Source organism: Actinomadura sp. 3N407, from assembly GCF_052245875.1.
In the GTDB taxonomy this organism is placed as follows: Bacteria; Actinomycetota; Actinomycetes; order Streptosporangiales; family Streptosporangiaceae; genus Spirillospora.
Genome location: NZ_JBQQBP010000009.1, coordinates 170,348 through 190,667, shown reverse-complemented (window position 1 = coordinate 190,667; position 20,320 = coordinate 170,348). Strand labels below are relative to the sequence as shown.

Here is a 20,320-nt window from a genome sequence, read left to right as displayed (position 1 = left end):
CCCGCGCCCCCGGGCTCAGCCGGGGCCGCGCTTGTCGGTGAGGAATCCTCCGGTCGGTCCGTCCGCCGGGAGCGTCGCCGCGTCGGCGATGAACGGGGCCACGTCCTCGGGCATCCGCCGCTGGCCCGGCATCATCCGGGTCCGGACCCGTCCCGGGTTCACCGCGTTCACCAGCACGCCCGTCCCCTCGGTCTGCGCGGCCAGCAGCGAGGCGAGCCCGTTGAGCGCGCTCTTGGAGATGGAGTAGCCCGGGGCGCCGCCGAACAGCCGGCCGCCGAACTCCGCCGTGGTACCGCTGGAGATGATCACCACGCGGCCCCAGCCGCGCTCGACCATGCCGGGCACGAACGCCTGCGCGACACGCCACGTCCCGAGCAGGTTCACCCTCAGCGTCTCGTCGACGAGGTCCACCGGAACCGACAGCGGGTCGGTGCCCGCGTCCAGGAGGACGCCGGCGTTGCACACGAGCACGTCGACCGGTCCGGCGTCGGCGGCGACGCGCTTGGGCGCGTCCGGGTCGGTGACGTCCAGCCCGTGGCCCGCGACGTCCGGACCGAGCCGCGCGGCCGTCTCGCGGGCATCGCCGGCGGTCCGCGCGGTCACGACCAGGCGCAGGCCGCGGCGGTGCAGTTCGGCGGCGACGGCGCGGCCGATGCCGCGGCCGGCGCCGGTGATCAGGGCGGTGCGCGGCCCGCCGGCCGCGTGCGCGTCATCCATCCGCGCATCGTCGCCGGGCCGCCTCGATCCCCGCTGGAGGGCCGCTCGCGGACGCCCCTCGACGCCGCCGGGACGGGTTCGCGGCCGGTGCTCCAGCCGCCCTCGACCCGGACTACAGACGCTCGATCGCAGAGTCGGTGACATGGCGGAGCGGCACGCGCTCCTAGATCCCCAGCGGAGACACGATGCACCATCACACTCTCGCGGCGTCGGGAACCGACCCGAACCTGGAACTCACCCTCAAGGTCCTCCCGGCCGTGATCGTCATCCTCATCGTCTCGGCCCTGTGCGGGCGCCTCGCGAACCGGCTCTGGCAGCCGCGCGTGCTGGGTGAGATGGTCGCCGGCGTCCTGCTCGGCCCGACCCTGTTCGGCTGGCTCTTCCCCGACGTCCAGGCCAGGATCTTCCCGCCCGAGGTGACACCCGTCCTGTACGTGCTGAGCACCATCGGGCTCACCCTGTACATGTTCCTCGTCGGCGCAGGCATGGAGCACGGCGGCTCGGGACCGCGGCAGCCCGCCCACCAGCCGGCGGTGGTGGCGATCGCGGGAATCCTGCCCTCGATGGTCCTCGGCATGGCCGCGGGGCTGCTGCTGTGGAGCTCGCTGTCCGATCCCGGCATCGGCCGGTGGTTCTTCGCCGCCTTCCTCGGCGGCGCGCTGTCGATCACCGCCTTCCCGATGCTGGCGCGCATCCTCTACGAGCGCGGGCTGGAGAACTCGCCGCTGGGCAGGCTGTCGCTGATGGCGGGGGGCGTCGACGACGCGGTGGCCTGGTGCGTCCTGGCGGTCCTGACCGCGATCCACGTCGACTCCGGCCCCGGCGGCGCGGCCCGCACGATCGGGCTGGCGGTCCTGTTCGTGGTGCTGATGCTGACCGTCGCGTCGCGGTTGCTGCGCGCCCTCGGGCGGCATGTGCTGCGGTCCGGGCAGATCAGCAACGGCGCCATGTACCTGGTGATCCTCGTCCCGCTCACCGCGGGCTGGTTCACCGACTGGATCGGCATCTACTCGGTGTTCGGCGGGTTCATCGCGGGGCTGGCCATGCCGCGCGACGCCGCCTTCCGGCGGATGCTGCACGGCCGGATGATGGACGTGGTCTCCACCCTCCTGCTGCCGATCTTCTTCGCCTTCTCCGGGCTCAACACCCGGCTGGACGGCCTCGGCGGCGGCGCGATGCTGCTGGCGTTCGTGGCGATCCTGCTGGCCGGGTTCGCCGGCAAGTACTTCGGCTGCTCACTGGCCATGCGGTCGCTCGGTTTCGGCTGGCGTGAGTCCACCGCGGTCGGCGCCCTGATGAACGCCCGCGGGCTGATGATCCTGATCTTCATCAACATCGGGCTGGCGCAGGGAATGATCGGCCAGCGGGTGTTCGCGATGCTGGTGCTGGTGGCCGTGCTCACCACGGCGGCGGCGATGCCGCTCTACAAGGCGTCGATGCCGGACCGGCTGGAGCGGGCCCAGCGGACCGAGCCGTCCGGGGACAAGGAACTCGCGACCGCGGCCTGACGGCCGGGCGACCCGGGGCCGGCACGCGCACGCGCCGGTCCCGGATCACGCGGTCACACCTGCCGCTGGTAGACGCGAAGCGCCAGCGTCGACAGCCAGAAGCCGACGAGCGCGACCACCAGCAGCCCGAACCCCCGGTCGAGGACGTGGCCCCAGGCGACGTCGTCGCGGATCGACTGCCGTCCGACCTGGACGAGCCAGTTCACCGGGTTCACGGTGGCGATGGTGCTCATCCAGCCCGGCATCTCGTGCCGCGGGACGAAGATCTCCGAGAGGAACACCAGCGGCAGCACCATGAGCTGGGCGATGCCGACCACCGCCTGGTGGCTGCGGGTGAGCAGACCCAGCACGTTCGACATCGAGGCGAACGCGACGGTGCTGAGGGTGATGCAGCCGAAGAACGTCAGCAGGATGGGGGCGCCGCCGGGGAACCGCGCCCCGAGGCACACCCCGATGACCAGGATGAGGGCGCTCTGGGCGAGCACCACGATGGCCTGCTGGGCCAGCCGCCCGGCGATCAGCGCCCAGCGCTGGACGGGGGTCACCAGGAACCGGTTGAGCATGCCCTGGTCCATCTCGACCACGAAGACCATCCCGCTCCAACCGCTGGCGAACACGGCCGTCAGCGCGACGATCCCGGGGGTCAGGAAGATGATGTAGGAGCCGTCGGTGATCCGGGTCTCCATGATCGGCGCCATCAGCTGACCGAACAGCAGCAGCCAGACCACGGGCTGGATGAGGGCGGCCAGGACGTAGGACGGCTGGCGGACGGTGTTGCGCAGATCGCGGACGGTCATGTGATAGAGCTGCACGGCGCTCTCGTTCATCGGCTCGGCGCCTCCTGGGCGCTGCGGAGCAGGCGGCCGGCATGGCGGAGGTAGACGTCTCCGATCGTGGGGGCCGACAGGGTCAGCGACACCACCCGGACGCCCGCCGACTCCAGCGCCGCCACCAGGTACGGGGCGCTGACGGCGCCGCGCTCGACCCTGGCGCTGAGGCCGCAGCCCGCGACCACGATGTTGCCCACCCCCTCGACGCCCGCCAACGCTTTGCGCACCTTGCCCTCGCCCGGCGGTTCCACCAGCTCCACCCGCAGCGCGTCCCCGCCCGCCTCGCGTTTGAGCTGGCCCGGCGACCCCATCGCAACGATCTTGCCCCGGTCGAGGATGGCGAGCGTGCTGGCGAGCTCGTCGACCTCTTCCAGATAGTGGGTGGACAGCACGACCGTGATGCCGACGGCGGCCATGCCGAAGATCTCGGCCCACAGGTCGGTGCGCGTCTCCGGATCGAGCCCGGTCGTGGGTTCGTCCAGGAACAGCACGTGCGGCTCGTGGACCAGGCCCAGGGCGACGTCGAGCCGGCGGCGCATGCCGCCGGAGTAGGTCCGGGCCGGACGGTCGGCGAGGTCCGCCAGGGCGAACCGTTCGAGGAGGGAGTCCACCCGGTTCCGCAGGACCCGCCCGTTCAGCCCGTACAGCCGGCCCTGCAGGGTGAGGGCCTCCCTGCTGGTGGCGCATGGATCGACGCCGCTCTGCTGGGTGACGCAGCCGATTCTCCGGCGGGCCTGGGCCGGTTCCCGGACGACGTCCACGCCGGCGACCCGGACGCCGCCGGATCCTGGCCGGGTCAGCGTCGTGAGGATCTTGATGATGGTGGACTTGCCCGCGCCGCTGGGCCCGAGCAGGCCGAACACCGTGCCATTCCTGACCGAGAACGAGATCCCGTCCACGGCGCGGACGCCGTTGGAGTAGGTCTTGGTGAGGTCCTTGACCTCAATGGCCGTGCCGTTAATGGCCGTGCTGTCAAGGGTCGTGCTGTCAAAGGTCATCAGCGCACTCCCACAGAGGTGATCGTCCGGCGATCGTGGCCGGGGAGGCGATCGGCGACCCAGGGGAGCATCGCCGTTCTCTCGCTCGCCCCCGCCGGCACCGTCAAAACTTCATTGCCCCGCGCGGCGCCCGCCGGCCGCCGGGACCGATTGTCAGTGCATGCTCTCCTCCTCGGTGAACCCGCGGTCGGCGGTGACCTCGGCGTGCCAGCGCCGCCAGGCGTCGAGGTCCTCGTAGGCGCCGCCCTGGAACTCGGTGATGAGCGCGCGCACCCAGCACTGCTCGGCGCGCAGGAGCGCCTCGTGGTATTCGGTCTCGATCATGAACAGCCGGCGCAGCCCGGACTCGCGCATCCGCTCCATGAACCCCCTGACCTCGGCGAGCCGGCCGTCCAGCGCCTTGATCCGCTCTTCGAGCAGGCGGATCACCTCCTCTGGCAGCAGCACCGGCAGCAGCGACAGCCCGGACTCGAACTCCGGATACTCCTTGGCGGGGGTGCGCAGGATCTCGCTGAGCCAGTCCTTCAGCTCCGTCCGGCCGGACACGGTCAGCGCGTACACGGTGCGTTCCGGGCGGCGCCCCTCCCGGAAGGTGTCCACAGGCTCGATGAAACCGGCGCGGGCCAGCGCGTCGACAACGGTGTACAGCGATCCGTAATTCATCCGGACGCTCTGCTCCTTGCCGCGCGTCTTGAGCATCCCGGCCAGTTCGTACGGGTGCATGGACCGCTCGAAAAGTGCTGCGAGCACCGCTAATGCCAGCGGATTTGAGACTTTTCGCTTCACCACTGAAAACTCCCCGTGAACAGATACTCCAGCACGAGTATACGGAGCCGGAGATTCAAATACCAGATGACAACCTGTCAAGGTCATGTTTGATTTTCTCAGGGCGCCAGAAATGGGTCAGCACCATCGTCCGCGGACAATGGCGCTGAGCTGCGAATATGTAAACGGCGCCCGGCGGCACGGTGAAATGTGCGGGGCGGGCGAACCGGCGGTCACATGATCAGGACGACGGCCGCGGCGAGGTTGACGGCCAGTGCCGACAGGGCCAGCGCCGAACGCACCGCGTTCCACCGCCGCCAGCGGCTGCGCCGCTCCGGCCAGTCGGCCGGCAGCGACGCCGGGTCCTGCGCCGCCACCCAGTGGTTGATCGGCACGTTCTTGGTGATCGACACCGTGATCACCGACGCCATCACCAGTCCCGCCGCGCCGCCGAGCAGCCGCAGCGCCGTCCCCGGCCCGGCCGCCGCCAGCGCCAGGTCCGCCAGCACCGTCAGCAGGATGGTGATCGGCATGAACGGGTCGTAGCGGGTCGCCAGGAACCCGTGGGCGTGCACGTACTGCTCGCCGGGCAGCGCCAGCAGCAGCGGGACGCCCCCCAGCACGGTCGCGCTGAACACCCCCACCGCGATCGCGTTGCCCATCAACGCGATCAGCATCAGGATCTCCGACATCCGCGCCTCCTTCCGTCCGTCCGCGCTGCCGTCCAGCCGCACACCGCCCCTCAGGGGACCGCGCGCACCACCAGCGCCGAGTTGAACCCGCCGTATCCCCGCGCGACGACCAGGGCGCACCGCACCGGCGCCGGGCGGGGCCGCCCGATCACCAGATCCAGACCGCCCGCGCCCTCCCGGACGCCCACCGTCGGCGGGATCACCGCGTCGCGGACCGACAGCAGCGCCGACACGGTGTCCAGCGCCGCGCCGCCCGCGTACAGGCGTCCGGTCATCGTCTTCGGCGCGGTGACCGGCACGGCCCCCGGACCGAAGACGCCGTTCAGCGCGTCCGCCTCGATCCGGTCCAGTTCCGGCACGCCCATCGCGTCGGCGAACACGACGTCCACGTCACCGGGCTCGGCGCCCGCGTCGGCGAGCGCGTTCTCGATCGCCCGCCGCAGTGACGGCGGGCGGCTCGAACCGGGCGGCGGGTCGAACGTGACGCCGTACCCGGCGATCTCGCCGTAGACGCGCGGGGCGCCCCGCCGGGCCGCATGCCCGGCGTCCTCGACGATCAGCAGCGCGCCGCCCTCGCCCGGCAGGTACCCGCAGGCGTCCGGGTCGAAGGGCAGGTAGGCCCGCGCCGGGTCGGTCCGGACGCTGAGCCGCCCCGAACTGAGCTGCGCGACCAGCCCGTACGGGCACAGCGAGGCGTCGGCGCCGCCGCTGACCGCGACCCGGGTGCCGTCGCGCAGCAGCCGGCGCGCGTGCGCGAGCGCGTCCAGCCCGCCCGCCTGCTCGGTGGCGATCACGCCGCACGGGCCGCGCATGCCGTGCCGGATGGAGATCTGGCCCGTGGTCGCCGCGTAGAACCACGCGATCGACTGGTAGGCGCCGACGAAACCCGGCCCCCGCCCCCACAGGTTCACCATCTCCCGCTGCCCGAACTCGGTGCCGCCGGACGAGGCGGCGGTGACCACCGCCATCTCGTACTCGGGCAGGTCCGCCGGGTCGACCTCGGCGTCGGCGAGCGCGAGCCGCGCCGCCGCCAGGCCCATGTGGGTCCAGTGGTCGGTCTGCGGGATCGCGCGGCTCGGCACGTGGTCCGCCGCCGTGAACCCGCGGACCTCGCCGGCCAGCCGCACCGGGTAGGACGACGGGTCGAACCGGGTGATCGGCCCGAGGCCCCGGCGTCCCTCCAGCGTCGCGGCCCAGTAGTCGTCCGTCCCGAGCCCCAGCGGCGTGATGACGCCGAGGCCCGTGACGACCGGCGCGGCCACGCGCGTCCCCGGACGTTCCCCCACCCGGTCGGGCGCGGTCACGGGGCCTCCCCCGGCCGCGCCAGCAGCATCGCGGTCTGGAAACCGCCGAAGCCGCTGCCGACGCTGAGCACGACGTCGGTGCGGTGGTCGCGCGCCGCGAGCGGCACGTAGTCCAGGTCGCAGTCCGGATCGGGGGTGTGCAGGTTGGCGGTCGGCGGCACCACGTCGTGCTCGATCGCCAGCGCGCTCGCGGCGACCTCGATGGAGCCGATCGCGCCCAGCGAATGCCCGACCATCGACTTGATCGAGCTGACCGGCACCTCGTAGGCGCGGTGCCCGAGGCTCCGCTTGAACGCGGCGGTCTCGTGGCGGTCGTTCTGCTTGGTGCCCGACCCGTGGGCGTTGATGTAGTCGATGTCGTCCGGTCCGAGCCCCGACTGCCGCATGGCGACGCTGATGGCCTCGGCCATCTCGCGGCCGTCCGGCTTGAGGCCGGTCATGTGGAAGGCGTTGCTCCGGCTCGCGAACCCGGCGATCTCGGCATAGACGTGGGCGCCCCGGGCACGCGCGGCGGACAGTTCCTCCAGCACGAAGACCGCCGAGCCCTCCCCGAGCACGAAGCCGTCCCGGTCCCGGTCGAACGGCCGGGACGCGTGCTCGGCGTCGGCGTTGTTGGGCGTGGTCGCCTTGATCGCGTCGAAGCAGCCGGAGGTGATCGGGGAGATCGGCGCGTCCGTCGCCCCGGCGATCATGACGTCGGCGGCGCCCTCCCGGATGAGCTGCGCGCCGTGCGCGACGGCGTCCAGCCCGGACGTGCAGCCGGTGGAGATCAGCGACACCGGCCCCTCGGCGGCGGCGCGCCAGGCGACCTCCACCGCCAGCGTGCTCGGCACCATGTATCCGTACAGCTGCGGGACGCCGTACTCGTGGTCGACCTCCCACTGCCGTCCGCCGTCGCTGAGGACGATGTACTCCTGTTCGAGCCCCATCGTGCAGCCGACCGCGCTGCCGAGGCTGACCCCCACCCGCTCCGGCCGCAGCGCGCCCTTCTCCAGCCCGCTGTCGGCGATGGCCTCGTCGGCGGCCACCGACCCGAGCTGCGCGGCGCGGTCCATCCGCCGGATCTCCTGCGGCGTGAGTCCCTGCGCCGCCGGGTCGAAGTCGCATTCGGCGGCCACCCGCGACCGGAACCCGGTCGGGTCGAACAGCGAGATCGTGCGGGTCGCGGTCCGGCCGGCGGTCAGCAGGCCCCAGAAGGCCTTCGCGCCGATCCCGCCCGGGGCCACCACGCCGATCCCGGTGATGACCGCCCTGCGTTCGCTCCTCACGGTCAGCCGACCTTCGGCGCCGACTCGGCGGGGTGCGGCAGCGGCTCGGTGTCGACGTGGCCGAGATCGGGCCGCGGCGCCAGCGGGCTCAGGTGGAACACGACGAACGCCTGCTCGGCGCCGTCGTTCTCCAGCCGGTGCCGGTCGTTGATGGCGACCATCAGGGAGTCGCCGGGGCCGAGCCGGACGGTCTCGTCCTCGACCCTCATCAGCAGCGAGCCGCGGACGACGTACAGGAACTCCTCGGAGTACGGGTGCCGGTGCTCGGAGACGAACTCACCGGGCTCCAGGGTCAGCTCTCCCATGAATCCGGACGTGGACTTGACGGTCTTGGGGCTCAGCAGCACCCGGATGTCCCCACCGCGGCGGCGGTTGGGCACGACATCAGCGGCGGTGACCTTCTGAGCTCGCGGTGTGGACACGAAACGGCTCCTTAACCAGACGGTCCCGTGACGGGATCACCGCACCAACGGTGACGGGCGTCGCTTGACCGGCGATGCAGAAGCGCTGGAAGCGCCGTCCTGAACGGGGGCCGAGCGACGCCGGGGGACGCTGCGCGGCCCAAGCGGTCTTCGAGCGGCCGGCCGGAGACTGCACCGGACGGACCGGACGGACCGGAACGGGAGGGCCATGCGAAACCCTGACTCGCGGACACCCGACCCCGTCCTCCCGCGGCGGCTCCGCGCGGCGTTCGGCAGATTCGCCACGGGCGTCGCCGTCGTGACCGCCGCGAGCCCGGACGGGACCCCCGTCGGGATGACGGTGAACTCGTTCACCTCGGTGTCCCTCGATCCCCCGCTGGTCCTGTTCTGCGTCGGCCGCGGGTCCCGCCTGCACCCGGTGTTCGCCGGGGCGGAGACGTTCGCGGTGAACGTCCTGCGCGAGGGGCAGCTCGCGCTCTGCCGGCGCTTCGCCAGCCCCGGCTTCGACCGCTTCGACACCATCGAGCCGCGGGCGGGCAGCACCGGCGTCCCGCTGCTGCCGAGCGCGCTGGCCGTCTTCGAGTGCGTCGAGCCGCAGACCGTCCCCGCCGGCGACCACGACGTCATCATCGGCCGGGTCGCGGCGCTGGAGACCGCCCCGGACGACCACGCCGAGCCGCTGGTGTTCTTCGGCGGCGGCTACCGCTTCCTCAGCACCGAATTCCAATGGTGGTCCGCCTGGCACTCCTAGCCCGCGGACGCAGACAAGGAGAACACGATGACGAGTCCCGTCCAGGCGCCGCCCTTCGCACCCGCGAAGGTGTACGCGCTCAGCACCGCGTTCTGGCAGACGAAACTGATCATGACGGCGGGGGAGCTGGAGATCTTCGCTCGGCTCGCCGAAGGCCCCGCCACCGTGGAGGGGCTCGCCGAGAAGCTGTCCCTGCACTCGCCCGTGCTCCACGACTTCCTGGACGCCCTGGTCGCGCTGGGCCTGCTCGAAAGGGAGGGGGACCGGTACGCCAACAGCCCCGAGGCCGACTACTACCTCGTCCCGGGCAAGCGCTACTACATGGGCCACTACCTCACCTTCGTCGACAAGTTCATGCGCCCGACGTGGGACGGGCTCGGCGAGGTGCTGCGGACGGGCAAGCCGCCGGAGCCGCAGGCGCCGCCGCAGGAGGCCGCGCCCGGCAAGGAGGGCTCCGAGTTCTTCGAGCACACCTACGCGAACGTGGACCTCCAGCGCATGTTCATGGAGGCGCAGGACTCCCTCAGCAGCGAGGTCGCCTGGGAGCTGAGCCGGCGGATCGACTGGAGCGGCTGGACGCGGCTCGTCGACCTCGGCGGCGCCCGCGGCAACACCGCCGGGATCCTGCTGCAGGCCCACCCGCACCTCACCGCGACCGTGTTCGACATGCCGCCGATCGAGCCGCTGTTCCACGAGCACATGCAGCGCCTCGGCGTCCAGGACCGGGCGAGCTACCAGGGCGGGGACTGGTTCGAGAACCCGCTCCCCGAGGGCGACGTGCTGCTGTGCGGCCACGCGCTGCACAACTGGACCGCCGAGCAGCGCAAGACCGTGATCGGCAAGGCGTACGAGGCGGTCCGGCCCGGCGGCGTGTTCATGGTCCACGACCTGATGATCGACGAGGACCGCAGCCGGCTGAACCCGCTGATGCTGAGCCTGGCGATGACCCTCAGCGTCGGAGGGTCCGGCTACAAGGCCGGGGAGTGCGCCGGCTGGATGGGCGAGGCCGGCTTCACCGGCGTCGAGACCGTCCCGCTGCAGGACTACGACGGCCACACGGTCGTCATCGGGCACAAGCCGGGGTAGAAACCGGAGCAGAACCGCTCGATCCGGTTCCGCCGACAGGGGCGGGACCGGATCGAGTGCGTTCGGGGTGACTCTGGTGCGGTCAGGCGCGGAGCTGCTCGACCATGGCCCATTCGTCGAAGACGTTCAGGTCGTCGACGACGAGGCCGTCGCGCACCGTCCAGATCTGGACGCCGGACGCGGCCACCGTCCGTCCCGTCGGCGGGATGCCCCGGTACTCGCCCACGTGCTCGCCCCGGGCCGTGAAGTGGGTGACGACGAGGTCCCCTTCGGCCACCTGGACGTCGACGGTGATCGTAAGGCCGGCGAACGCCGAGCGGATCCGGCGGATGCTGTGCCGGGGCCCGTCCGGGCCGACGCGCCGCCCGCGCAGCGTGAAGTCCGCCGCGAAGACGCTGGAGGCGAGGTCGAGATCGCCCCGGCACCAGCCCCGCTCCAGCCAGCGCCGGGCGAGCGCCTTGTTCGCCTCCTGGACGTCCACGGCGGTGTCCGCGGTACCGGTCATCGCGAGCCCACGCCCGGCGGCGGCCCCACCTGCTCCAGCCCCTCGACGTGGTACCGCGCCGCCAGCTCGATCATGTCGGGCGGCGACGGCGGCCCGCCGTCCGCCATGAGTTCGCTCAGCCCCTCGAAGAAGCCCTCCACTCCCCCCGGTGTGGCGACGACGAGGAGCTTGCTCGGCCCGTCGGAGATGTTGCGGAACTTGTGCGGCACGCCGCGCGGCCCGTACACCAGCCGCCCGGCCGGCGCCTCGTACTCCTCGTCGCCGAGGACGATCGAGTAGCGGCCCTCGATGACGTAGAACGCCTCGTCCTCGGCCTCGTGGATGTGCAGCGGCGGGCCCCCGCCGGGGGAGGTGGTCACCTCGAAGAACGAGTAGAGGCCGCCGGTGTCCTCGGCGCGGAGCAGGAACCGTCCCTCCTCGCCCAGCCAGCGGACCGGCGCCACCTCGTCGCGCGCGACGACTTTTCCGGGGGTGTGGGTCATTACCCCGCCTCCATTCAAAGAATCCTTTCCCGTAATCGTCGGACGCTCGCCGGAATTAGTCAACAGCAAATTCTTCCAGCTATTCACCAGTCATTCTCTAGCCGCCCGCGAGACAATTGTCGCGCCGACCGTGAGGAGCTGGAAATGCCGAACAGCGTCATGACCGACATCGACATCGACGCCCCGCCGGAGCGCGTGTGGGAGGTGCTGACCGACCTCGCCGCCTATCCCCGGTGGAATCCGTTCATCGTCCGTGCGGAAGGCACGCCGGCCCCGGGCGCGCGGCTCAAGCTGCGCATCAAGTCGTCGGCCGGGTGGAGCGCCACCAACAAGGCCAGGGTCCTGGACGCCGTCCCCGGTGTGGTGCTGCGCTGGTCGGCCCGCCTCATTCCCATTCCGGGCCTGGCCGCCGGACGCCACGAATTCGCGCTCAGCGCCACGGAGACCGGCACCCGCCTCCGCCACTCCGAGCAGTTCTCCGGCGCGCTCGTCCCGCTGATCGGCAAGCTGCTCGTCAAGACCGAGCGCGACTTCCGGCTCCTGAACGAGGCCCTGAAGAAGGAGAGCGAGAACGCCTGACCCCGTTCTCCCATCAGTGCGGGATTCCGCCGATCAGATCACGCGCGCCTTTGCGCAGCAGGTCACCCGCCACGTACGCGCCCAGATCCTCGCCCTTGTCCGGCTCCGACCACTCGTGCGAGTGCACGAACTTGGACCCGTCACGGGTGAAGACCATCCCGCGCAAGGTCAGTTGCCCGTCCCGCTCCAGCCGCGCATGACCCGCGATCGGGCTGTTGCAGTGTCCTTGGAGCCCGTGCAACATCGTGCGCTCCGCGCTCACGCACCGCCGCGTGTCCCGGTGATCCAACAGTCGCACCAATTCCACGATGTCGGAATCGGCACGACGGCAATCCACCGCCAACACCCCCGCCCCCACCGCCGGGATGATGTCGAGCGCCTGACCCGCCCGATCAACGCCCAGCCGCTCCAGGCTCGCCCGCGCCAACACGATCGCGTCGAACTCCTCTCCCGAGTCCAACCGCCCAAGCCGGGAGTTGACGTTGCCGCGCAGGTACTCCACCCGCAGATCCGACCGGATCTGCCCGAGCTGCGCTCGCCGCCGCACCGCCGACGTCCCCACCCGAGCGCCCGGCGGCAGATCCGCCATGCACTGCACCTTGCTCGCCATCGGGAACAGCATCACGTCGGACGTGTCATCACGCTGCACGTAGGCGGCGAATACCAGCCCATCGGGGCGCGGGACATCACCGGGCACGTCCTTGAGGCAGTGCACCGCCACATCCACCCGGCCCGTCAACAACGCCCGGTCGATCTCCCGCATGAACGCGCCCTTGCCGCCCAGCTCACCCAAGTGGCCCCGGTGCCGATCCCCTGCCGTCTGAATCCCGATCACCTCGACGCGGACGTCGGCCAGCTCTTCCAGCCGCGCCGCCACGCTGCGCGCCTGCACCATCGCCAGCGGAGACGTCCGCGTGCCCAGCCGCAGCGCCCCACCCCCGCCCGACCACGAGAACACCGGCTCCACCACACCCGAGCCGGCCGGAACCAGATCCGTCACCGTCGACACACCACCCGCACCGCCGGACACTCCCTCACGCCGCACCCTCACCCTCCGTTCACTCGCAGGTGACCCACCATCTCGTCGTCTCCGCAGGGCATCACGGTCAAGCCCACTCCCGGCGCGGAAACATGCGGTCCTTCAGCAGCAGGTCCAGGGCTTCGGCCGCCGCCTTCACATCCCCGCACGGCGAGACGAACCCCGCGCGCCCGTTGCCTGCCTCGAAGTAGCCCCACGCCTCGCCCGGCAGCGCCCGCACCGTCACCACGGCCCCGATGTCGTCGGCCGCCCCGCTGGCGTACACCCACAGCAGCGGCACCGGGAACCGGAACTCCCGCTTGTCGTACAACCCGACGCACCGCCAGCCCAGCGGCATCAGCGCGACCCGCAGGACCTCCAGTTTCCGCACCGCCGGGTCATGGCCCCGCAACGTCCGAGCCTCCAGGACGAGCCGCCATCGGCCGACCGCCTGAACCAGACCCCGCGCCACCGCACACGCCCCTTTCGCTCCTGATCCGCTCGCTTCTGCCCCGATTCGCCGCCCGTCATGGCGGACGCCAATCACGTCACCTGGCAACGCGCCCACACCGTTTTCCCGTGTGGCTCGGTCCGGTACACGCCGCATTCGGCGGCCAGTGTCTCCACGATCGGCAGCCCCCGGCCGCTCAGTCCCTCCGCGTCGTGCTTGCGTGCCGGCATGCCATCGCAGGAGTCCCACACCTCCAGCAGCACTCCGCGCGCCTCACGCGTGAACCGCACGCGGATCTCTCGCTCGGAGGGCGCGTGCTGGACCGCGTTCGTCACCAGCTCACTGGCGATCAAGGTCACGTCGTCGCGCAGCACCGCCAGCCCCCACGACGCCAGGCGCAGCTCCACCATCGTCCGGACCTGCCCCGGAGCCGTCCGCGCCGCGAGAAGCCCCATGTCCAACCTGCTCGCCGTGCTGATGCAGGCCCCCACCGTGTAGCCGCTCATCACGACCACCGGGCCAGTTGCCGCAGGACCAGCACGGCCCGCTCCGCCGCCGCGCCCTCGTGCCCTACCTCGCCGAGCACATGGCCGCGCTCACCACCCCAGCGGAACCGCCGACCATCACACGCGATCACCTGTTCACTACGCGCACCCAGCGACGCCAAGAGCGTTCCCCCGTGCACCTCCGCCCGGAGACCTCGTTGCGCAAGCTGCGCCGCCAGCTCCTCCAGCGGTTTGCCCGTAACATCTGCCATGGGCCGGAACCACCTTCCGGTCAAGGGCTCGGCCAGCGGGGCAATCGCTGCGTCCGAGCCCGTCCTGTCGTGGAGCATTGAGGATGCGCGCCCTCGTATGGACGCCTGAACACCGTTCCCAGGACGTCTAGGACGTTTTCGAGTTACCGTTGAGAACGTCCCGTCCGTCCCGGCAAAGGGGTTGTAAGCGTGACGAACGACGCGCTACGACAGGCCATGACCAGTGCGAGACTGACGGAGCAGGAACTCGCCGAAGCATGCCGAGTGGACGTTAAGACCGTGGCCCGGTGGGTAGCCGAGGAAGGTCGCACACCGCACCCGCGTCACCGCTGGGCAGCCTCGGACGCCTTGGGAGTTGATGAGGGCATGTTGTGGCCTGATGCCATCCGCAAGAACGTGAAGACTGGGCCCGACCGCGAAGTCATCGCGGTGTATCCCTACCGGTCTGCCTGCCCCAAATCCGTTTGGCGTCGCCTCATAGGCGAGGCGAACAAGGAACTGACCTTCGCCGGCTACACGAACTACTTCCTGTGGCTGGAGATCCCCAACCTTCGAACCATCCTCCGCCGTAAGGCCGAACGCGGCTGTCGAGTCCGGTTCTTGATCGGAGACCCCGACAGCGAAGTCACACGACGCCGCGAGGAACTCGAATCCGTGCCGCTCACCGTAGGCACCCGGATCAAGATCACACTTGACGAACTGTCCAAGATCGTGAGTGTGCCGGGCATCGAAGCGCGCTTTGGCGATGATCACATCGCCATAAGCGTCTTCATCTTCGATGACGAAATGCTCGTGACCCCACACCTTGCGCATCTCGTGGGGCACGACTCCCCGCTGCTGCACATACAACGCCAGCAGGAAGACGGGCTATACGACCGATTCGCCTACCATGCCGCCGAGCTTTGGAATGGCGGACGTGCCATCGCAGAACTTGCCACCCGGTAGCAGCACTTGCCTGGATCGCCACGGCAACGCAACGGCCGTAGCCGCGGCGCGGTACAAATCCTTGGCTGAGCATGCGACGCGTGGGTGGACGCGCCGAAGTCTCCCGCGCGCGGTCGCATGGTGACGCGGTTTCACCATCGCCGCCCGTCCACCGAATGACTCCCTGGAGATTCTGCCCGACACGAGGAGATGAGCACGTGGGGTCAGCGCGGTACAAGGACATCGCCGACGACTTGCTACGGCGCATTGACGCAGGTGAGTGGCAGTCGGGCGAGACCCTGCCGCCGATGGAGAAGCTTGCGGAACACTACGAGGCCAGCCGCAACGCCGTAGCCCGCGCAGTAGGCAAGCTGGCGAAGCAAGGTCGTTTGGTCTCAGTGCCTCGCCGGGGGACCGTGGTCCGACCCAAGCACCGCAAGACCGTGATGCGGACCGACCTCGTGAAGCGGAACACCAGGCATCAGAGAGACGGGAAGGACATCGCTGGTGGTTACAGCTTCCCCGCCGCCATGGGCAACGAACTCTGGACCCATCACATCAAGCCGGACGTCCGCAAGGCTCCGATTGATGACGCCCGCCTCGCCCACATGTTGAACGTCCCGGTCGGGGAGACGATCTTGAGGCGTCTGCGTGTAACCGGCCCCGAAGGCGAACCCGCGTTCCAGATCTCCACCACGTGGATACATCCACGCATCACCACCGAGATCCCCGACGTCGAAGACCCTTACGGCACAGGCCCCGGAGCCTGGATCGATGCCATCGAGGCATCAGGGCACGGTCCGCTGGAGTGGCTTGAACGTCGCCGCGTGCGGATGCCGACCCCCGACGAAGCCAAGCTGTTGCTCATACCCGCCGAACTCCCCGTCTGGGAGATCGTCCGAATCAGCTACAGCGCCAAAGACGAGAACGCCGTAGACGTCACACAGGTCATCATCCCCGGTGACCGCATGGAGGAAGTCTCTCGATTGCGTCGCGACGAATCGGCACAGTGGCCTCACCGCTCCGACGGACCGGACGGACCACGAGTCGCACCCACCGCTTAACGCGACTGAGCCGTACGCGCGGGTGGCGGATGCGCCGAGGTCTTCCGCGCGCAGCCAGGAACCGGCCGCTCCCGGAGGGTGGGGCGGCCGGTTCCTTGTGGTGGGTCAGGAGATCTTCTTGCGGCGGATGGCCGCTCTGCCGATGGCCTCCAGGGTGCCGGAGGCCAGTTCCTTGGCGGCCGGCGGGCCGTCCTTGATGGCCCACGTCATGAAGCGGGCGAGGTCCATGGTCGTCGGGTGCAGATCGTGGTTGTCCGGGTCCTTGTAGCCGAAGGCCGCCGGCGGGAGGTCCGAGTCGAGGACCATGCGCAGGATCTTGTGCGCGGCGTCGTCGGCGCTGACCTCGCCGACCTCGAACTTCGCGACCGTCTCCACCATGGTGTCCCACATGGCCTTCGTCTCCGGCTCGTCCGGCCACCAGAACCCCGTGTTGGGGGCGTCCTCCAGGTCCTTGTAGACCTGCTCGTCACCGCTGAGGTTGTAGCGGAGCTGCGCCCGGGTGAGGCGCATGGCCCCGTAGTTGGAGCTGAAGCCCCAGATCCTGAATATCGCGTCCCACAGCTTGAAATGCGGGAACGCCAGCAGCGAGGTGTCGCACAGCTCGTCGTTGTAGGTCAGCAGGCCCTGCTGGAGCCGCTCCACGTACTCGTAGCGCTCCTCGGAGAAGTCGTCGTCCTTGAGCGAGTCGAGAATGCGCCACGCGACCGCGTCAATGAGCTCGACGGTATTGGACATGCCGCGCGAGAACAGCGGGTCGATGAACCCGGCGGCATGCGACATCATGCACCAGCGGTGCCCGACCGTCTTCTTCGACGAGTACTGCACCCGGCCCGTGGATACCCATTCGCGAACGCGGCGCGCACCCCGGAACTGGCGTTTCACGGCCGGGAACTTGTCGACGAACGAGTAGAACTCCTCCTCCGCCGTCATGTCGGCGGGCTTCGGATGCACCCGGGTGTCGAGGACGAGGCCGACGCTGCACAGCGGGTTGGTGGACTTCTTGCGGTTGTCGAACGGGATGATCCAGAAGAACCCGCGGTCGAACGTGTGGTGCAGCGTGCCCTGGTGCCACGGCAGCGGAGGCCGCTGCGCCTTCGGCCAGTCCACCATGTGGTCGAACGCCGGGACGTCCACCATGTGGGTGAACAGCGACCGCGTGCTGGTCTTGAACCGGCAGGGGTCGTCGCGCAGGTCGAGCTTGTCGGCGACCGGGGAGCGGAAGCCGCTGCCGTCCACCAGGTAGCGGGCGCGGATGACCTCGCCGTTCTGCCCGGTGACGGTCACGGCGTCGTCGGCGAAGTCGATGTCGGCCACCCGCCAGTTCTGGCGGGGCACGCACCCGTACTTGACCGCGACGTGGAACATGTAGGAGTCGCTGTCCTGCCGGAAGATGTGCGTGGCCTTGTAGAGGGCCTTCGGCACGCCGGCCAGGATCGTCTCGTCCGGGTCGGGTTCCTCGCCCGGCCGGTGCGACACGAACGCGAAGTGCCGCTTCAGGCCGAACGTCGTGCCGATCTTCTTGTCGACCTCGTTGATGCTCTCCAGCGTCGTGATCTCCGGCACGCCGTAGCGGGCGGCGAGCATCTGCAGCCGGACGAGGAAGTGCGGGATCGTCGACTCGCCCACGGCGAACCGCGGATGCGTCACGCCGTCGACCAGGACGACGTTCGCGCCGTTCCTCGCCAGGATGGCGCCGAGCATGGAACCCGACATCCCCGATCCGATGATCAAGACGTCGCAGTCGGTTTGCTTGTCCATCTGCCCTCGCTTCTCTAGGTGCGGGCGGACTTCACACCAGCGCCGTCCCGCCGTCCACGAGGAGGTAGGCACCGGTCATGTACTCGGCGGAGTCGGCCGCCAGGAACGCGATCACCTCGGCGACGTCCTCGGGCACGCCGTTGCGCCGGATCGCGGCGCGTTGCGCGTTGGCGCGCAGGGCGGGCTCGGGGAGCCCGTCGGCGACGCGGGTGAGGATGAGGCCCGGCGCCACCCCGTTGACGCGGACGCCGTGCTGGCCGACCTCCTGCGCCAGCGACTTGACCGCCGCCTCCACCGTCGCCTTGGCCATGGACAGCCCCAGGAACCCGGGCGCGGGGGTGCGCGAGAGCGCGGCGCCGACGGCGACGACGGAGCCGCGCCCGCGTTCCACCATCGCGGGCAGCACCGCGGCGACCGGGTTCAGCATCGCGTGCATCTGGCGCCGCACCGTCCGGTCGACGACGTCCATCGGGGTGGCGGTGAAGGGCGCGAAGCCGACGTCCTCGGCGTAGAGCCCGGTCGCGTTCGTCACCAGGACGTCGATGGGCCCGAGTTCGTTCCGGGTCCGTTCCACCATCGCCCGGACCTGGTCGCCGTCGGTCACGTCGGCCTGGACGGCCAGCGCCCGGCCCCCCGCCGCCCTGATCGACTCGGCCATCTCCTTGGCCGGGGTCTCACCCCGCAGGTAGTTCACCGTGACCGCCGCCCCGCGGGAGGCGAGCATCCAGGCGGTCGCGGCGCCGATGCCGCTGCTCGCCCCGGTCACCAGCGCGACCTTTCCGTGGAAGGACGGCGCCTGCGGCTTCACCGGAAGCATGTCCATGGTCACGATCCCTTCGTCTCGGGGACGCCCGAAGCGTCGTAGGAGACCCCGGTGAGCTTCTCCGAGACCTGCCACAGCCGCCGGCCGAGATCGGGGTCCTCGGCCCGGTCGGGCGTCTTGACCCTGCCGACGGGGCCGCGGATCTGGACCCGTCCCTGGGGGGCGTAGCTCTCGCCGGGGACGACCCCGGCCGCGCAGGCCGCGTACAGCGACGGCCACGCGCCCTGCTCGGTCGGCTTGGCGACCAGCGCCGTGGTGAACCGGTACCAGAGCTCCTGGATCCGGTTGTTCGCCATCCGGGGTCCGACGTAGAGGACGTCGGTCGCCGCGTACCCGGGGTGCGCCGCGACTCCGGCGAGCCCCCGGCCGGCGTAGCGGCGCGACAATTCCTTGGCGAACACGAGGTTGGCCATCTTGGCCTGCGTGTAGGCGGCGGACTTGTTGTACTTCCGCTCACCCTGCAGATTGTCAAAGTCGATCTTGCCCCAGTAGTTGACGCCGAAGGTGGTGAGGTTCACCACCCGGCCACCGGGACGCGCCAGCAATACGGGGAGCAGCAGGCCGGTCAGTGCGAAGTGCCCCAGATAGTTGGTGGCGAACTGCAGCTCGAAACCGTCCGGCGTGAGCGTGAACGGGGTGGCCATCACGCCGGCATTGTTGATGAGAATGTCGAGACAGGGCCGGTCGGCGGTGTATCCGGCGGCGAACTCGCGCACCGACTCCAGGTTCGCCACGTCCAGCGGCCGGTACTCGGCGGCCGCGCCCGGGACCAGGCGCCGCAGTTCCGCCAGCGCCCGCTCCGCGCGTCCCTCGTCGCGGCAGGCCAGCGTGACCTCCGCACCGTGCCGCGCCAGTTCCAGCGCTGTGTGAAAGCCCAGGCCGGCGTTCGCTCCGGTCACCACCGCCGTCCGGCCGGAAAGGTCGGGCAACTCGTCCGGTGTCCACTTCGGCATCGTCGATCCTCTCCGGGCCCGCCGCTGCGCCCTCGGGCCACCCGGCCAGTGTGACGGGTGCCGATAAAACGGCGGCTAAGCACAGGAAAGGCGACGCCTCCCATCTTGACAGCACAATTACGGCTGGTTAGCCTCGAAAACGAATGATGCGATTCCACGTCCCGGAAGGTGTTTTACCATGCCCGAAAAGAGCCAGCAGGAAAGGAATAAGAAAATCCTTGTCCGCTCGCTGGACATTCTCCGCGGAAAGGCCGACCCGGAGATGGCCAAGAACCTTTACACGGCGGACTACGACGACCACAGCGGCGCCCCGCAGCGCGGCCCGGACCGGGTCCTGGCGGTGGGCGAGGCGGCGCGCAAGGCCTTCCCCGACCTCGACTACGACATCGAGGAGATCATCGCCGAGGGTGACATCGTCGCCTGGCGGATGGTGATGAAGGGGACGCACGAGGGCCCGCTGCCGGGGTCCGGGCTGCCCGGCACCGGCAAGCGGGTCAGCGTCCGGCAGCAGCACATGGTCCGCTTCGAGGGCGAGCGGATCGCCGAGCACTGGGCGATCCGGGACGACCTCGGGATGATGCAGCAGCTGGGCGTCATCCCCGCCCCCGGCGGCCCGCCGCCCGGCGGGCCGGGCGGGCCGAAGCCGCCGGGAGCGAGGTAGCGGC

24 protein-coding genes are annotated in these 20,320 nt (G+C 70.2%); 7 read left to right on the top strand and 17 right to left on the bottom strand.

What is annotated here, in order from left to right:
- Window positions 1-15 precede the first annotated feature (15 nt).
- Window positions 16-717, bottom strand: coding sequence for an SDR family NAD(P)-dependent oxidoreductase (locus ACTWPP_RS23670; protein ID WP_443106518.1), 702 nt, complete (start codon window positions 715-717; stop codon window positions 16-18).
- A 185-nt stretch (window positions 718-902) separates the two neighbouring features.
- Here ACTWPP_RS23670 and ACTWPP_RS23665 point away from each other — a divergent pair, with 185 nt between their 5' ends.
- The gene (locus ACTWPP_RS23665) at window positions 903-2,225 is read left to right on the top strand and encodes a cation:proton antiporter (RefSeq protein ID WP_443106517.1); all 1,323 of its coding nucleotides are present in this window, start codon (window positions 903-905) and stop codon (window positions 2,223-2,225) included.
- A 53-nt stretch (window positions 2,226-2,278) separates the two neighbouring features.
- Here the strand turns inward: ACTWPP_RS23665 and ACTWPP_RS23660 are convergent, their stop codons facing one another.
- From ACTWPP_RS23660 to ACTWPP_RS23630, 7 genes are all read right to left on the bottom strand, one after another.
- Window positions 2,279-3,052 carry an ABC transporter permease gene (locus ACTWPP_RS23660; RefSeq protein ID WP_443106516.1) on the bottom strand — a complete coding sequence of 258 codons (774 nt, stop codon included), beginning with the start codon at window positions 3,050-3,052 and terminating at the stop codon, window positions 2,279-2,281.
- Window positions 3,049-4,053: an ATP-binding cassette domain-containing protein gene (locus ACTWPP_RS23655; protein WP_443106515.1), complete on the bottom strand. Its 1,005-nt coding sequence runs from the start codon at window positions 4,051-4,053 to the stop codon at window positions 3,049-3,051. The genes ACTWPP_RS23660 and ACTWPP_RS23655 overlap by 4 nt, the downstream gene beginning before the upstream one ends.
- A gap of 153 nt (window positions 4,054-4,206) precedes the next feature.
- Complete coding sequence (locus ACTWPP_RS23650) at window positions 4,207-4,803, bottom strand: PadR family transcriptional regulator (protein WP_443106514.1); 597 nt, start codon at window positions 4,801-4,803, stop codon at window positions 4,207-4,209.
- Window positions 4,804-5,051: 248 nt separating this feature from the next.
- Window positions 5,052-5,510, bottom strand: a complete 459-nt coding sequence (locus ACTWPP_RS23645; protein ID WP_443106513.1) for an anthrone oxygenase family protein — start codon at window positions 5,508-5,510, stop codon at window positions 5,052-5,054.
- Window positions 5,511-5,560: 50 nt separating this feature from the next.
- Complete coding sequence (locus tag ACTWPP_RS23640) at window positions 5,561-6,814, bottom strand: ketosynthase chain-length factor (RefSeq protein WP_443106512.1); 1,254 nt, start codon at window positions 6,812-6,814, stop codon at window positions 5,561-5,563.
- Window positions 6,811-8,088, bottom strand: coding sequence for a beta-ketoacyl-[acyl-carrier-protein] synthase family protein (locus ACTWPP_RS23635; protein ID WP_443106698.1), 1,278 nt, complete (start codon window positions 8,086-8,088; stop codon window positions 6,811-6,813). Before ACTWPP_RS23635 ends, ACTWPP_RS23640 begins: the two co-directional genes overlap by 4 nt.
- Window positions 8,085-8,504, bottom strand: a complete 420-nt coding sequence (locus ACTWPP_RS23630) for a cupin domain-containing protein (protein WP_358460987.1) — start codon at window positions 8,502-8,504, stop codon at window positions 8,085-8,087. Before ACTWPP_RS23630 ends, ACTWPP_RS23635 begins: the two co-directional genes overlap by 4 nt.
- A gap of 208 nt (window positions 8,505-8,712) precedes the next feature.
- Between ACTWPP_RS23630 and ACTWPP_RS23625 the strand changes: the two genes are divergently transcribed.
- Window positions 8,713-9,255, top strand: a complete 543-nt coding sequence (locus ACTWPP_RS23625) for a flavin reductase family protein (RefSeq protein ID WP_443106511.1) — start codon at window positions 8,713-8,715, stop codon at window positions 9,253-9,255.
- Between the two features lie 27 nt (window positions 9,256-9,282).
- Window positions 9,283-10,341 carry a methyltransferase gene (locus tag ACTWPP_RS23620; protein WP_443106510.1) on the top strand — a complete coding sequence of 353 codons (1,059 nt, stop codon included), beginning with the start codon at window positions 9,283-9,285 and terminating at the stop codon, window positions 10,339-10,341.
- Between the two features lie 82 nt (window positions 10,342-10,423).
- Here the strand turns inward: ACTWPP_RS23620 and ACTWPP_RS23615 are convergent, their stop codons facing one another.
- The gene (locus ACTWPP_RS23615; protein WP_443106509.1) at window positions 10,424-10,846 is read right to left on the bottom strand and encodes an ester cyclase; all 423 of its coding nucleotides are present in this window, start codon (window positions 10,844-10,846) and stop codon (window positions 10,424-10,426) included.
- Window positions 10,843-11,328 (bottom strand): cupin domain-containing protein, encoded by a 486-nt coding sequence (locus ACTWPP_RS23610; protein ID WP_443106508.1) that lies wholly within the window; start codon window positions 11,326-11,328, stop codon window positions 10,843-10,845. The genes ACTWPP_RS23615 and ACTWPP_RS23610 overlap by 4 nt, the downstream gene beginning before the upstream one ends.
- Before the next feature lie 144 nt (window positions 11,329-11,472).
- On the opposite strand from ACTWPP_RS23610, the gene ACTWPP_RS23605 reads away from it, so the two are divergent.
- The gene (locus ACTWPP_RS23605) at window positions 11,473-11,907 is read left to right on the top strand and encodes an SRPBCC family protein (protein WP_443106507.1); all 435 of its coding nucleotides are present in this window, start codon (window positions 11,473-11,475) and stop codon (window positions 11,905-11,907) included.
- A gap of 13 nt (window positions 11,908-11,920) precedes the next feature.
- On the opposite strand, the gene hemC is transcribed toward ACTWPP_RS23605, so the two are convergent.
- The 4 genes from hemC to ACTWPP_RS23585 all read right to left on the bottom strand — a co-directional run bounded on the left by hemC (window position 11,921) and on the right by ACTWPP_RS23585 (window position 14,133).
- Window positions 11,921-12,916, bottom strand: coding sequence for a hydroxymethylbilane synthase (hemC, locus tag ACTWPP_RS23600; RefSeq protein ID WP_443106506.1), 996 nt, complete (start codon window positions 12,914-12,916; stop codon window positions 11,921-11,923).
- A 97-nt stretch (window positions 12,917-13,013) separates the two neighbouring features.
- Entirely contained in the window at window positions 13,014-13,397 is a 384-nt protein-coding gene (locus ACTWPP_RS23595) for a hypothetical protein (protein ID WP_443106505.1), read from the bottom strand.
- Between the two features lie 71 nt (window positions 13,398-13,468).
- Window positions 13,469-13,882 (bottom strand): ATP-binding protein, encoded by a 414-nt coding sequence (locus ACTWPP_RS23590; protein WP_443106504.1) that lies wholly within the window; start codon window positions 13,880-13,882, stop codon window positions 13,469-13,471.
- Window positions 13,882-14,133, bottom strand: a complete 252-nt coding sequence (locus ACTWPP_RS23585; protein WP_443106503.1) for a hypothetical protein — start codon at window positions 14,131-14,133, stop codon at window positions 13,882-13,884. Before ACTWPP_RS23585 ends, ACTWPP_RS23590 begins: the two co-directional genes overlap by 1 nt.
- A 189-nt stretch (window positions 14,134-14,322) precedes the next feature.
- On the opposite strand from ACTWPP_RS23585, the gene ACTWPP_RS23580 reads away from it, so the two are divergent.
- Together ACTWPP_RS23580 and ACTWPP_RS23575 are read left to right on the top strand one after the other, a co-directional pair.
- A complete protein-coding gene (locus ACTWPP_RS23580; RefSeq protein WP_443106502.1) occupies window positions 14,323-15,078 on the top strand; it encodes an XRE family transcriptional regulator in 756 nt (251 codons plus the stop codon).
- A gap of 197 nt (window positions 15,079-15,275) precedes the next feature.
- Complete coding sequence (locus ACTWPP_RS23575; RefSeq protein WP_443106501.1) at window positions 15,276-16,121, top strand: GntR family transcriptional regulator; 846 nt, start codon at window positions 15,276-15,278, stop codon at window positions 16,119-16,121.
- 105 nt (window positions 16,122-16,226) lie between these two features.
- Here ACTWPP_RS23575 and ACTWPP_RS23570 read toward each other — a convergent pair whose 3' ends face one another.
- From ACTWPP_RS23570 to ACTWPP_RS23560, 3 genes are read right to left on the bottom strand one after another with little or no spacing between them, the layout of a single operon-like run.
- Complete coding sequence (locus tag ACTWPP_RS23570; protein ID WP_443106500.1) at window positions 16,227-17,879, bottom strand: NAD(P)/FAD-dependent oxidoreductase; 1,653 nt, start codon at window positions 17,877-17,879, stop codon at window positions 16,227-16,229.
- A 31-nt stretch (window positions 17,880-17,910) separates the two neighbouring features.
- Entirely contained in the window at window positions 17,911-18,702 is a 792-nt protein-coding gene (locus ACTWPP_RS23565; protein ID WP_443106499.1) for an SDR family NAD(P)-dependent oxidoreductase, read from the bottom strand.
- A 2-nt stretch (window positions 18,703-18,704) separates the two neighbouring features.
- The gene (locus ACTWPP_RS23560; RefSeq protein ID WP_443106498.1) at window positions 18,705-19,655 is read right to left on the bottom strand and encodes an oxidoreductase; all 951 of its coding nucleotides are present in this window, start codon (window positions 19,653-19,655) and stop codon (window positions 18,705-18,707) included.
- Between the two features lie 178 nt (window positions 19,656-19,833).
- Between ACTWPP_RS23560 and ACTWPP_RS23555 the strand changes: the two genes are divergently transcribed.
- Window positions 19,834-20,316: an ester cyclase gene (locus tag ACTWPP_RS23555; RefSeq protein WP_443106497.1), complete on the top strand. Its 483-nt coding sequence runs from the start codon at window positions 19,834-19,836 to the stop codon at window positions 20,314-20,316.
- Window positions 20,317-20,320 lie beyond the last annotated feature (4 nt).

Excerpts from the sequence above, each read along its gene's own strand:
- ACTWPP_RS23670 (WP_443106518.1), bottom strand. The coding sequence starts at position 717 with ATGGATGACGCGCACGCGGCCGGCGGGCCGCGCACCGCCCTGATCACC.
- ACTWPP_RS23665 (WP_443106517.1), top strand. The coding sequence starts at position 903 with ATGCACCATCACACTCTCGCGGCGTCGGGAACCGACCCGAACCTGGAA.
- ACTWPP_RS23660 (WP_443106516.1), bottom strand. The coding sequence starts at position 3,052 with ATGAACGAGAGCGCCGTGCAGCTCTATCACATGACCGTCCGCGATCTG.
- ACTWPP_RS23655 (WP_443106515.1), bottom strand. The coding sequence starts at position 4,053 with ATGACCTTTGACAGCACGACCCTTGACAGCACGGCCATTAACGGCACG.
- ACTWPP_RS23645 (WP_443106513.1), bottom strand. The coding sequence starts at position 5,510 with ATGTCGGAGATCCTGATGCTGATCGCGTTGATGGGCAACGCGATCGCG.
- ACTWPP_RS23625 (WP_443106511.1), top strand. The coding sequence starts at position 8,713 with ATGCGAAACCCTGACTCGCGGACACCCGACCCCGTCCTCCCGCGGCGG.
- ACTWPP_RS23620 (WP_443106510.1), top strand. The coding sequence starts at position 9,283 with ATGACGAGTCCCGTCCAGGCGCCGCCCTTCGCACCCGCGAAGGTGTAC.
- ACTWPP_RS23615 (WP_443106509.1), bottom strand. The coding sequence starts at position 10,846 with ATGACCGGTACCGCGGACACCGCCGTGGACGTCCAGGAGGCGAACAAG.
- ACTWPP_RS23610 (WP_443106508.1), bottom strand. The coding sequence starts at position 11,328 with ATGACCCACACCCCCGGAAAAGTCGTCGCGCGCGACGAGGTGGCGCCG.
- ACTWPP_RS23605 (WP_443106507.1), top strand. The coding sequence starts at position 11,473 with ATGCCGAACAGCGTCATGACCGACATCGACATCGACGCCCCGCCGGAG.
- ACTWPP_RS23590 (WP_443106504.1), bottom strand. The coding sequence starts at position 13,882 with ATGAGCGGCTACACGGTGGGGGCCTGCATCAGCACGGCGAGCAGGTTG.
- ACTWPP_RS23585 (WP_443106503.1), bottom strand. The coding sequence starts at position 14,133 with ATGGCAGATGTTACGGGCAAACCGCTGGAGGAGCTGGCGGCGCAGCTT.
- ACTWPP_RS23570 (WP_443106500.1), bottom strand. The coding sequence starts at position 17,879 with ATGGACAAGCAAACCGACTGCGACGTCTTGATCATCGGATCGGGGATG.
- ACTWPP_RS23565 (WP_443106499.1), bottom strand. The coding sequence starts at position 18,702 with ATGGACATGCTTCCGGTGAAGCCGCAGGCGCCGTCCTTCCACGGAAAG.
- ACTWPP_RS23560 (WP_443106498.1), bottom strand. The coding sequence starts at position 19,655 with ATGCCGAAGTGGACACCGGACGAGTTGCCCGACCTTTCCGGCCGGACG.
- ACTWPP_RS23555 (WP_443106497.1), top strand. The coding sequence starts at position 19,834 with ATGCCCGAAAAGAGCCAGCAGGAAAGGAATAAGAAAATCCTTGTCCGC.